Origin of the sequence: Pseudomonas sp. 20P_3.2_Bac5 (assembly GCF_025466035.1) — a bacterium.
Classification (GTDB): domain Bacteria; phylum Pseudomonadota; class Gammaproteobacteria; order Pseudomonadales; family Pseudomonadaceae; genus Aquipseudomonas.
Window position 1 is genome coordinate 36,827 of record NZ_JANLOA010000123.1, and the last position, 11,938, is coordinate 48,764.

The window sequence follows — 11,938 nt, forward strand, 5'->3', positions numbered from 1 at the left end:
AACGTGCCATACTCTAAGCGTCCCGCTTCCTACGCAGATGCCGCACATGTCCAAAGGATTGACCCGCGCCCTCGGCGCCCTGCTGGCCGCCCTCGCCCTGTACAGCCTTCTTGGCTTCTTCATCCTTCCCGGCGTCGCCCTTCGCATTGCCAACCAGCAACTGGCCCAATACGCCACCGTACCGGCACAGTTGCAGCGCATCGAACTCAATCCGTTCAGCCTGGAACTGACGGTCTGGGGCCTGCAGATCGGTGACCCGGGCAAGGAGCAGATCGGCTTCGAACGCCTGTACGCCAATCTGCAACTGGACAGCCTGTGGAGCGGCGCCCTGCACCTGGACAGCGTCGAACTGGTCAAACCGCGCACTGAGCTGCTGTTCGCCAAGGACGGCAGCCTGAATCTGACCCAACTGTTCAAACTCCCGCCAAGCGAAGCTAAACCCGAAGCGCCGGCCAGCGATCCATTCCCGCTGCGCATCGGCAGCATTCGTCTGAGCGATGGCTACCTGCACTTCCAGGATAACCGCCCAAGCGAGCCAATCGAATTCCTCTACGACTCGATGAACCTGGAGCTGAAAAACCTCAGCACCCTGCCCGACGACAACACCGACATGACCCTGGTGGCGGCCGGTCCGAACGGTGGACACATCGACTGGAGCGGCACGTTCAGCCTGTCGCCGATCGCCTCCAAGGGCACGCTGAAAATCACCGACGGCAAGATGAAAGCGTTCTGGCCTTATGTGCGTGACGCCGTTCCGCTGGTGCTGGAAAACGGCGTGTACAACCTGCAGACCGACTACAGCATCAGCCTGGCCAAAGAGACCGAGCTTCTGCTGGACAACACCGCGCTGAGCATCGCGTCCTTTGCGATCAAGGCCCCCGATGGCCGGCCGCTGGTGCGTCTGGCCAAACTGGACGTCACGGAAAGCTCGGTCGACCTGGCCAAGCAGTTGGTAACCGTCGGCAAGATCCGCAGCGAACAACTGGAAACCTGGGCAGCCCTTGAAGCCGACGGGCAACTGGATTGGCAGAAACTGTTCGCCAGCCAACCGGCCAAGGCCACGCCCAAGGAAAAAGCCGAGCCGGCCACCGCTGAACCTGCCGCCAAAGAAAAAGCCACACAGGACGCGCCCAGCAAGCCATGGCAAGTGCTGCTGCGCGACACCCAGTTGCGCAACTATCAGGTGCATCTGGCCGATCGCACACAAAAGGAAGCGGTTGCCCTGGATGTCGGCCCGATCAACGTTGATCTGCAGAATTTCGACAGCCTGAACAAATCGCCTTTTACCCTCAAGCTCGACAGCGGCGTCGGCAAGCAGGGCAAGCTGCAGGCGTCCGGCGAGGTCAACCTGGCACCGGTCACGGCGAAGCTCAAGGTCAGCACCCAAGACATCGACCTGCGTATTGCCCAGGCCTACATCAGCCCGTTCATTCGCCTGGAACTGCGTAGCGGCATGCTCGGCAGCGACCTTAATGTCGACCTCAAGAGTACCGAGCCACTGGCCTTTGCCATTACGGGCAAGGCCCGGGTCAACCAGTTGCACACCCTGGACACCATCAAGAACCGCGACTTCGTCAAATGGCAGCAACTCGATCTGGACGGCATCGAATACCGTCACGGTGACGCCCTGAGCATCGCCAAGGTCAATCTGCTCCAGCCTTACGCGCGCTTCATGATCAACGAGGACCGCACTACCAACGTCGACGACCTGCTGATTCCGCAACCGGCCGACAGCGGCGCGAAAAACCAGGCCAAGGCCGCACCAGGAAACGACAAGCCTCTGGGCGTGCATATCGGCCAGATCGACATCAACGACGGCTCGGCCAACTTCGCCGACTTCAGCCTCACGCCCAACTTCGCCACGGCGGTCCAGCAGCTCAATGGCCAGATCGGCACCATCGACAATCGCCAGCCGAAGCCGGCCAAGGTCGACGTCAAAGGCAAGGTCGACCGTTACGCGCCGGTGATCATCAAAGGCGCGCTCAACCCGTTCAACCCGATGGCCAGCCTGGATATCGCCACCAGCTTCCGCCGGGTCGAGCTGACCACACTGACGCCCTACTCCGGCAAGTTCGCCGGCTTCCGCATCCGCAAGGGCCGGCTGAATCTCGACCTGCACTATGTGATTACCAACGGCCAGCTCAAGGCCGAGAACAAGGTGGTGGTGGAGCAGTTGCAACTGGGCGAGAAGGTCGACAGCCCGGACGCCGTGGACCTGCCGATCCGCCTTGCGGTGGCACTACTCAAGGACACCGAGGGCAAGATTTCCATCGAGTTGCCGGTCACCGGGGACCTGAACAACCCGCAGTTCAGCGTCATGCCGATCGTTTGGCAAACCTTGCGCAATCTGGTGCTGCGCGCGGCGCAGGCGCCGTTCAAGTTCATCGGTGGGCTGATTGCCGGTGGCGGTGCGGAAGACCTCGGCAACGTTGCCTTCGCCCCGGGTTCCAGCGATCTGAGCACTGATGCCCAGGGTGCCCTGGACAAGCTGTCCGCTGCCCTGAAAGAACGCCCCGCCCTGCGCCTGGAAATCGAAGGCACCAGCGCCCAGAGCAGCGACGGCCCATTGATTGCCCAGCAACGACTGGAGCGTGAATACCAGAGCACCTACTACAAGATCCTCCAGCGCCGCGGCGACAAGGTCCCGGCCCAGGCGTCGATGCTGCAGGTGCCGGAAGGCGATAAGCCGGCGATGCTTGAAGGCATCTACCGCACCCGTCTCAAGCAGCAACCGCCAGTGGAGTGGGAGCAACTGGACACAGAGCAGCGTGTCGGCCAGATGCGTGATGCCGTGCTCAAGACCTGGGCGGAGAGCGCTGTACTGCTGCGTCAGCTCGGCCAGGCAAGGGCCAGCAGCATCAAGGATTACCTGGTGGACAAGGGCAAGCTGGAAGACGAGCGGGTCTACTTCGTCGATGCCAGCCTCGGCCAGGCCGAACCCGATGGCCGGGTAATCTCGCCGATGCACCTCGACGCCGAGTAATTGCCCACCCGCAAAAAGAAGAGCCCCGGCATTGCCGGGGCTCTGGGTGCTCAAATCCTTTTGGGCTTTCGCATGAACCGTCAGGATCAGCGAACGGGACAAACCATCAGTTGGTTTTCAGGCCATCAGCCGATACGGCTTTGACGCCTTTGATTTTCTTGGCGATAGCCACTGCCACGTCTTTCTGGGAGGAGCTCACTGCCACATCGGAGGACAGCGACACTACGCCTTTGTTGGTTTCGACTTTGATGTCGGTACCAGGAATACCTTTCTCGGTTACCAGATCAGCTTTGACCTTGGTGGTGATCCAGGTGTCGGAAGTGGCTTCCTTCGCTTGGGTCACTTCACCGGCCGCAAGAGTCAGTGGCGCCTGGGTCGGCTGTTGGGCGAACGCTACGTTGGCCATGGTCAGAGTCAGGGCAGTAGCGGTGGCAGCAGCAATAGCGAACTTCTTCATACGAGACACTCCTGTTTTTCGAGAAATCTGCCACCGAAAGGTCCTGGTGGCAGGTGTAATCCTTACATTGCAGACGCTGTGCCAGTTTTTGATATCTTAAAAATCGTTTAGAAACAGTAACTTACGTAAATACGAAAATGCCGGGATCGTGCAAATTGCAAGTTGCCGCGTTATTGCGCATGCAAGATGCAAGTTGTCCCATCAATTCGCGCGCATAAAAAAAGGACCCCGGAGGGTCCTTTTTCGAAAGCCGGGAGTTAAACGCCCGACGCCTTCGCTGCAGCAACGTCTTTGATCGACAGCTTGATGCGACCGCGGTTGTCCACGTCCAGCACCAGAACTTCAACTTCCTGACCTTCTTTCAGGATGTCGGTCACTTTCTCTACGCGAGCGTCGCTCAGCATGGAGATGTGAACCAGACCGTCCTTGCCCGGCAGGATGTTGACGAAGGCGCCGAAGTCGACGATGCGCTCTACCTTGCCGACGTAGATCTTGCCGATCTCGGCTTCGGCAGTGATGCTCAGAACGCGCTGACGCGCTGCTTCTGCTGCATCTTTGGTTTCGCCGAAGATCTTGATCGAGCCGTCGTCTTCGATATCGATCGAAGCCTTGGTTTCTTCACAGATACCACGGATGGTCGCGCCGCCTTTACCGATGACGTCACGGATCTTGTCGGTGTCGATCTTCATCGCGATCATGGTCGGAGCATTTTCCGACAGCTCGCTACGGGACTGACCGATGATCTGGTTCATCTGACCGAGGATGTTCAGGCGCGCTTCCAGGGCTTGGCCCAGGGCGATCTCCATGATCTCTTCGGTGATGCCGTTGATCTTGATGTCCATCTGCAGCGCGGTAACACCCTTGGAGGTACCGGCAACCTTGAAGTCCATGTCGCCCAGGTGGTCTTCGTCACCGAGGATGTCGGTCAGAATGGCGAACTTCTCGCCTTCTTTAACCAGACCCATGGCGATACCGGCAACCGGAGCCTTCATCGGTACACCGGCGTCCATCAGTGCCAGGGAAGCACCGCAAACCGATGCCATCGAGCTGGAACCGTTGGATTCGGTGATTTCCGACACAACGCGGATGGTGTACGGGAATGCGTCAGCGGCTGGAAGCATGGCCTGAACCGAACGACGGGCCAGACGGCCGTGACCGATTTCACGACGACCAGCACCGCCCATGCGACCACACTCGCCCACCGAGAACGGAGGGAAGTTGTAGTGCAGCATGAAGGGGTCTTTACGCTCGCCTTCGAGGGTGTCCAGCAGCTGTGCGTCACGGGCAGTACCGAGGGTCGCAACAACCAGCGCCTGAGTCTCGCCACGGGTGAACAGTGCGGAACCGTGAGTCTTCGGCAGAACACCGACTTCGATGTTCAGCGGACGTACGGTCTTGGTGTCGCGACCGTCGATACGTGGCTTGCCGTTGACGATGTTTTCGCGAACGGTGCGGTATTCGATTTCGCCGAAGATTTCTTTGACTTCGCCAGCCGAAGCCTGACCTTCTTCACCGGAGAACTTGGCGATCGCCTGATCGCGCAGTTCGCCCAGACGAGCGTAACGGTCGGCCTTGACGGTGATGGTGTAGCCCTGGGAAACGGCTTCGCCGAATTCGGCGCGGATGGCGTTCAGCAGTTCGGTGTTGGCAACGGCTGGTTTCCAGTCCCAAGTTGGCTTGGCAGCTTCGGCGGCCAGCTCTTTGACAGCCTGGATGACTGCCTGGAATTCGTCGTGGGCAAACAGTACGGCACCCAGCATCTGGTCTTCGGTCAGCTCTTTGGCTTCCGATTCAACCATCAGAACGGCGTCGGAAGTACCGGCGACGACCATGTCCAGGCTGGAGGCAGCCAGTTGCTCGTAGGTCGGGTTCAGCAGGTAGCCGGTGCTCTCGTGGAAGGCAACGCGCGCGGCACCGATAGGGCCTTCGAACGGGATGCCGGAGATGGCCAGGGCAGCCGAGGTACCGATCATCGCAGCGATGTCCGGATCGGTCTTCTTGCTGGTGGAAACGACGGTGCAGACAACCTGCACTTCGTTCATGAAGCCTTCGGGGAACAGCGGACGGATCGGACGGTCGATCAGACGCGAAGTCAGGGTTTCTTTCTCGGAAGGACGGCCTTCACGCTTGAAGAAACCACCAGGGATCTTGCCGGCGGCGTAGGTCTTTTCCTGATAATGCACGGACAGCGGGAAGAAGCCCTTGCTCGGATCGGCGTGCTTGGCGCCAACCACGGTCACCAGCACGGTGACGTCATTATCAACGGTGACCAATACGGCACCGGATGCTTGACGGGCGATACGGCCAGTCTCGAGGGTTACGGTCGACTGACCGAACTGAAATTTCTTGATTACCGGGTTCACGGTTTCCTACCTTATCTTAGTGGCTCTGGGGGAACTGGTTTCTTGCGAATTCTTGGGCAGAACGGGGAATCGGCCCCATTGACCGTCCAGATAAAACTAAAGGTTGGGAGCCTGCCCGGCCGTCGCGGAAAACCGCTCGGGCAAGACAGACTGCCAACCTCATAGATACGCGCGGCGCGCTCGTCAGCCATGGAGCGAAAGCTCTTGGCTGAAGACCGCAGCACGCCGCGCACACCACTGGCCAGGCCGCTATTAGCGACGCAGACCCAGACGACCGATCAGGGCGCTGTAACGAGTGGCGTCTTTACCTTTCAGGTAGTCCAGCAGCTTGCGGCGCTGGTTTACCATGCGGATCAGACCACGACGGGAGTGGTGGTCTTTGCCGTTGGCCTTGAAGTGGCCTTGCAGCTTGTTGATGTTGGCGGTCAGCAGAGCAACCTGAACTTCCGGGCTACCGGTGTCACCAGCAGCTTGCTGGTAGTCGCCAACGATCTGTGCTTTTTCTTCAACGCTGAGTGCCATCTGGCTTTCTCCAAATCAAGGGAAACCGGTAAAGGCTTCCAATAGGCCAGGGACTGCTCCCTGTATTCATAAAAGTGAGGTGTGACCATGCCTATTAACAGCCACCCTCTAATCCATCCGTGCCGGACCTGAGCCCGGCACTGACGGTTTCGGTCATTCCGACCGAATCAGTCGACGCGGCGCGATGCGCCCGTCTTCGCTCACTTCACCGATCCCGATGAAGCGACCGTTGTGATCCTGTACGCGGACCATGCCGAATTTCGGCGCGTCCGGCGAACGTACCGGCTGACCATGCAGCCAGTAAAACGCACTGTGCTCGGAGAACTGCAGCAACGGCCAGTCCAGCAAACCGCTGTCCGAAGGCATCAGGAAGCGATCGATCGCTTCATTGCCGCCATCGGCGTGAACCTGCTCGAGTTCTTCGAGGGTCACGGTCTGGGCCAGTTCGAACGGTCCGGCATGGGTGCGACGCAGTTCGGCGACATAAGCACCACATCCCAACACCTCGCCGATATCTTCGACCAGGGTGCGGATATACGTGCCCTTGGTGCAACCGACCGAGAGACGAACCCGGGTGCCTTCGCACTCCAGCAGTTCCAAGCGGGTAATAGTAACAGAACGTGCTTCACGCTCCACTACTTCACCTGCACGCGCCAGTTTGTACAACGGCTGGCCATCGCGCTTGAGGGCCGAGTACATCGGAGGTATCTGGCTGATTGGACCACGAAATTGTGGCAACACCGCTTCAATGTCGGCGCGACCAACGGTCACATCGCGGGTCTGCAGGACTTCACCCTCGGCATCGCCGGTGGTGGTGGTCTGCCCCAGTTGCATGACCGTCTCGTAGCCCTTGTCGGAATCGAGCAGGTATTGCGAGAACTTGGTTGCCTCGCCGAAGCACAGCGGCAGTACGCCACTAGCGAGCGGATCAAGACTGCCGGTATGTCCGGCCTTTTCAGCATTGAGCAGCCAGCGGACCTTCTGCAACGCGGCGTTGGAGGTGAACCCCAGCGGCTTGTCGAGCAGGATGATGCCACTGACGTTACGACGGATACGTTTGACCTGAGCCACGGATCACTCCTTGCTATCCGGAACGTCGGTGCTCTGGTGCTGACTGTCCTCGGCGACGGCACGCTCGATCAGCGCGGACAGATGGGCGCCGCGGGTGACGCTCTCGTCATAGTGGAAATGCAGTTGCGGCACGCTGCGCAGCTTCATTTCACGGCCGAGCTGCATGCGCAGGAAACCGGAGGCGGAGTTCAGGACTTTCAGACTCTGCTTGATGTCTTCAGCGCTGTCCTGGCCCATGACGGTGATGAACACCTTGGCATGGCCGACATCGCGGCTGACATCGACGGCGGTGATGGTCACCAGGCCGACGCGGGGATCTTTGACTTCACGACGGATCAACTGAGCCAGCTCACGCTGCATTTGATCGCCAATGCGTTGGGTACGGCTATATTCTTTTGCCATGTCTTGCTACCTGTAACTAAAGCGGCAAACGCCCGGCCAGGCATCAGCCGGACCGGGCGTTGCGTTCAGCGACAAGCGTGGCTTCACAGCCACCCGCCCGTCGCTTCCAAGCTCGTGAATCAGAGCGTACGAGCCACCTGGACTTTCTCGAAGACTTCGATCTTGTCGCCGACCTTGACGTCGTTGTAGCTCTTGACGCCGATACCGCATTCCATGCCGGCACGTACTTCGGACGCATCGTCCTTGAAGCGGCGCAGGGATTCCAGCTCGCCTTCGAAGATAACCACGTCTTCGCGCAGTACACGGATCGGGCGGTTACGGTGAACCGTACCTTCCACAACCATGCAACCGGCGATGGCGCCGAACTTCGGCGAACGGAACACGTCGCGCACTTCGGCGATACCCAGGATGTTCTCGCGAACATCGCTGCCGAGCATACCGGTCAGGGCTTTCTTGACGTCTTCAATGATGTCGTAGATCACGTTGTAGTAACGCATATCCAGACCTTCCTGCTCGACGATCTTGCGCGCACCGGCATCGGCACGAACGTTGAAGCCGAACAGTACTGCGTTCGAAGCCAGTGCCAGGTTGGCGTCGCTCTCGGTGATACCACCGACACCGCCACCGATCACGCGCACTTGCACTTCGTCGTTGCCCAGGCCGCCGAGCGAACCTTGCAGCGCCTCGAGAGAACCACGAACGTCGGCCTTGAGCACGATGTTGAGGGTCTTCTTCTCTTCCTGGCCCATGTTCTCGAAGATGTTTTCCAGCTTGCCAGCATGAGCGCGAGCCAGTTTGACTTCGCGGAACTTGCCTTGGCGGAACAGTGCAACTTCGCGGGCTTTCTTCTCGTCAGCCACTACCGACAGCTCGTCGCCAGCGTCCGGGGTGCCGTCCAGGCCGAGGATCTCGACCGGGATAGACGGACCGGCTTCTTTGACGGGCTTGCCGTTCTCGTCGAGCATCGCTCGTACACGGCCGTAGTTGGAGCCGCACAGAACCATGTCGCCTTGACGCAGGGTGCCGTCCTGAACCAGAACGGTCGCCACCGGGCCACGGCCCTTGTCCAGGCGAGACTCGACCACGACACCACGACCTGGCGCGGATGGAGTGGCTTTGAGCTCGAGGATCTCGGCTTGCAGCAGAACGGCTTCGAGCAGTTCGTCAACACCGGTACCCATCTTCGCCGAAACCTTGACGAATGGAGTGTCACCACCCCAGTCCTCGGAGGTAACGCCTTCGACGGACAGCTCGTTGCGGATGCGATCGAGGTCAGCGCCCGGCTTGTCGATCTTGTTCACTGCAACAACCAGTGGAACACCAGCAGCCTTGGCGTGCTGAACCGCTTCGCGGGTCTGAGGCATCACACCGTCGTCAGCCGCGACCACCAGGATCACGATGTCGGTCGCCTTGGCACCACGGGCACGCATGGCGGTAAACGCGGCGTGACCAGGGGTGTCGAGGAAGGTGACCATGCCGCGGTCGGTTTCCACGTGGTAGGCACCGATGTGCTGGGTGATACCACCGGCTTCGCCAGCAGCAACCTTGGCACGACGGATGTAGTCGAGCAGCGAGGTCTTACCGTGGTCAACGTGGCCCATTACGGTCACGACCGGCGCACGGGCAAAGGTCTCACCTTCGAACTTCAGCGATTCGGCCAGGGAATCTTCCAGGGCAGTGTCGCTGACCAGGGTGACCTTGTGGCCCAGCTCTTCGGCGACCAGTTGAGCGGTCTCCTGATCGAGCACCTGGTTGATGGTGACCGGAGTGCCCATCTTGAACATGAACTTGACGACTTCAGCGCCTTTGACCGACATCTGCTGTGCAAGGTCGGAAACCGTAATGGTCTCGCCGATGCTTACGTCGCGGATGACCGGGCCGGTAGGGCTCTGGAAACCGTGAGCGTTGCGTTTCTTCGGCTTGGACTTGCCACGACCGCCGCGACGGAAACCATCGCTTTCTTCCTCGGTAGTACGTGGAGCGGCGCGAGGAGTAGGAGCTTTCTCTTTCTCCTTGACCTTGACCGATACGCGCGGCGCTTCGTTGCGACGCTCGCCACCGCGACGATCATCGTCACGGGCACGGTCGTTGCGACGGCTTTCATCTTTCTTGCGGTCAGCAGCTGGAGCCGGGGCTGCAGCGGGCTCGACGGCAGCCGAGGCCTCAGCCTGCGCAACCGGAGCGGCTACAGGCGCGGCAGCCGGTGCTGCTGGCGCTTGGCGACGAGTCTCTTCCTCGGTGCGCTGACGCGCTTCGGCTTCGGACTTCTCGCGGACAGCATTTTCGGCAGCGCGGCGCTCTTCCAGCTCACGCTTCTGCTCAGCCTGGACTTCTTCCGGGCTGCGCTGTACGAAAACTTTCTTCTTGCGTACTTCTACGCTGATGCTCTTGCTACCGGCAACACGCAGGGTGCTGGTGGTCTTGCGCTGCAAGGTAATCTTGCGCGGCTCTTCCACCTTTGCCTTATGGCTGCTTTTCAAATGGGTCAGCAGAGCCTGCTTCTCATTGTCGCTCACCAGCTGACTGGCATCGGTGTGCGGCAGACCTGCCTCACGCATCTGCTGCAGCAGGCGCTCTACCGGTGCAGCGACCTCTTGGGCCAATTCTTTCACCGTGACTTGCGTCATGCACTTCTCTCCTCAGGCCAGCCTGCTTACTCGAACCAGTGGGCTCGGGCGGCCATGATCAACTTGCCGGCACGCTCTTCGTCGATGCCGTCGATGTCGAGCAGATCGTCAATCGACTGCTCGGCCAGGTCTTCGCGGGTAACCACGCCGCGCACCGCCAGTTCCGCCGCCAGGTCCTTGTCCATACCCTCAAGAGAGAGCAGGTCTTCGGCCGGATGGGCGTCTGCCAGTTTTTCCTCGGTAGCGATGGCTTTGGTCAACAGACGGTCCTTGGCACGAGCGCGGAGTTCGTTGACGATCTCCTCGTCGAAGCCATCGATGTTGAGCATTTCTTCCAGCGGTACATAGGCAATTTCTTCGAGGCTGGTAAAGCCTTCGTCGACCAGCACCTGGGCCAGTTCTTCGTCGACTTCCAGCTCTTCGATGAAGTTGCGCAGGATGTCGCCGGTTTCCGCTTGCTGCTTGGCCTGGATGTCCGATTCGGTCATCACGTTCAGGGTCCAGCCGGTCAGTTGACTGGCCAGGCGAACGTTCTGACCGCCGCGACCGATCGCCTGCGCCAGGTTGTCAGCGGCAACAGCGATATCCATCGCGTGGGCATCTTCGTCAACGATGATCGCCGCGACTTCAGCCGGCGACATGGCGTTGATGACGAACTGTGCTGGGTTGTCGTCCCAGAGCACAATATCCACGCGCTCACCACCCAGCTCTCCGGAAACCGCTTGAACCCGGGAGCCGCGCATGCCGATGCAGGCGCCTTGTGGGTCAATACGTTTGTCCTTGGAGCGAACGGCGATCTTTGCTCGAGAGCCCGGATCACGCGAAGCAGCCATCACTTCGATCAGGCCCTCGGCGATTTCCGGTACTTCGATGCGGAACAGCTCGATCAGCATCTGTGGCGCGGTACGCGACAGAATCAGTTGCGGACCGCGGTTCTCAGTGCGGATTTCCTTGAGCAGCGCACGAACTCGAACGCCTACCCGGAAAGTCTCGCGAGAGATGATATCTTCACGTGCCAGCAGTGCTTCAGCATTGTTACCCAGATCAACGATGACGTTGTCGCGGGTAACTTTCTTGACCGTGCCGGAGATGATTTCACCTACACGCTCACGATAGGCATCGACCACCTGAGCACGTTCTGCCTCACGAACCTTCTGCACAATGACTTGCTTGGCGGTCTGGGCAGCGATACGGCCGAACTCGATGGATTCGATCTTCTCTTCGATGATCTCGCCAGCGACAGCGCCCGGCTTTTTCGCCTGGGCCTGGTCGACGGCCAGTTCGATCGCAGGATCGTCCAGGTCTTCGTCTTCGACCACAGTCCAGCGGCGGAAGGTTTCGTAGTTACCGGTGTGGCGGTTGATTTCCACACGCAGGTCAACTTCGTCTTCAAAACGTTTTTTAGTTGCGGTGGCCAGAGCCACTTCCAGCGCTTCAAAAATCACGCCGGCCGGTACGCCCTTTTCATTGGATACCGACTCAACAACCAGCAGTACTTCTTTGCTCATCGTAC

General features: G+C 59.7%; 8 protein-coding genes. 1 reads left to right on the forward strand and 7 read right to left on the reverse strand.

The annotated features are described in order from the left end of the window. Window positions 1–46: 46 nt before the first annotated feature. Complete coding sequence (locus NTD88_RS22300) at window positions 47–2,983, forward strand: DUF748 domain-containing protein (protein WP_262154062.1); 2,937 nt, start codon at window positions 47–49, stop codon at window positions 2,981–2,983. A 106-nt stretch (window positions 2,984–3,089) separates the two neighbouring features. Here the strand turns inward: NTD88_RS22300 and NTD88_RS22305 are convergent, their stop codons facing one another. The 7 genes from NTD88_RS22305 to nusA all read right to left on the reverse strand — a co-directional run bounded on the left by NTD88_RS22305 (window position 3,090) and on the right by nusA (window position 11,933). Next, window positions 3,090–3,440, reverse strand: a complete 351-nt coding sequence (locus tag NTD88_RS22305) for a BON domain-containing protein (RefSeq protein ID WP_262127971.1) — start codon at window positions 3,438–3,440, stop codon at window positions 3,090–3,092. A gap of 257 nt (window positions 3,441–3,697) precedes the next feature. Further along, window positions 3,698–5,803: a polyribonucleotide nucleotidyltransferase gene (gene pnp / locus NTD88_RS22310; RefSeq protein ID WP_095159744.1), complete on the reverse strand. Its 2,106-nt coding sequence runs from the start codon at window positions 5,801–5,803 to the stop codon at window positions 3,698–3,700. Window positions 5,804–6,055: 252 nt separating this feature from the next. Beyond that, window positions 6,056–6,325, reverse strand: coding sequence for a 30S ribosomal protein S15 (rpsO, locus tag NTD88_RS22315; protein WP_095159743.1), 270 nt, complete (start codon window positions 6,323–6,325; stop codon window positions 6,056–6,058). A 153-nt stretch (window positions 6,326–6,478) separates the two neighbouring features. Continuing rightward, window positions 6,479–7,396 carry a tRNA pseudouridine(55) synthase TruB gene (gene truB / locus NTD88_RS22320; protein ID WP_175651988.1) on the reverse strand — a complete coding sequence of 306 codons (918 nt, stop codon included), beginning with the start codon at window positions 7,394–7,396 and terminating at the stop codon, window positions 6,479–6,481. Window positions 7,397–7,399: 3 nt separating this feature from the next. Further along, window positions 7,400–7,798: a 30S ribosome-binding factor RbfA gene (gene rbfA / locus NTD88_RS22325; RefSeq protein ID WP_095159741.1), complete on the reverse strand. Its 399-nt coding sequence runs from the start codon at window positions 7,796–7,798 to the stop codon at window positions 7,400–7,402. A 119-nt stretch (window positions 7,799–7,917) separates the two neighbouring features. Continuing rightward, window positions 7,918–10,425 carry a translation initiation factor IF-2 gene (gene infB, locus NTD88_RS22330; RefSeq protein WP_095159740.1) on the reverse strand — a complete coding sequence of 836 codons (2,508 nt, stop codon included), beginning with the start codon at window positions 10,423–10,425 and terminating at the stop codon, window positions 7,918–7,920. Window positions 10,426–10,451: 26 nt separating this feature from the next. Beyond that, window positions 10,452–11,933, reverse strand: a complete 1,482-nt coding sequence (nusA, locus tag NTD88_RS22335) for a transcription termination factor NusA (protein ID WP_095159739.1) — start codon at window positions 11,931–11,933, stop codon at window positions 10,452–10,454. Window positions 11,934–11,938 lie beyond the last annotated feature (5 nt).

Bases quoted from the DNA above. Each gene is read 5' to 3' on its own strand.
- NTD88_RS22300 (WP_262154062.1), top strand. From the start codon at position 47: ATGTCCAAAGGATTGACCCGCGCCCTCGGCGCCCTGCTGGCCGCCCTC.
- nusA (WP_095159739.1), bottom strand. From the start codon at position 11,933: ATGAGCAAAGAAGTACTGCTGGTTGTTGAGTCGGTATCCAATGAAAAG.
- rbfA (WP_095159741.1), bottom strand. From the start codon at position 7,798: ATGGCAAAAGAATATAGCCGTACCCAACGCATTGGCGATCAAATGCAG.
- infB (WP_095159740.1), bottom strand. From the start codon at position 10,425: ATGACGCAAGTCACGGTGAAAGAATTGGCCCAAGAGGTCGCTGCACCG.
- NTD88_RS22305 (WP_262127971.1), bottom strand. From the start codon at position 3,440: ATGAAGAAGTTCGCTATTGCTGCTGCCACCGCTACTGCCCTGACTCTG.
- rpsO (WP_095159743.1), bottom strand. From the start codon at position 6,325: ATGGCACTCAGCGTTGAAGAAAAAGCACAGATCGTTGGCGACTACCAG.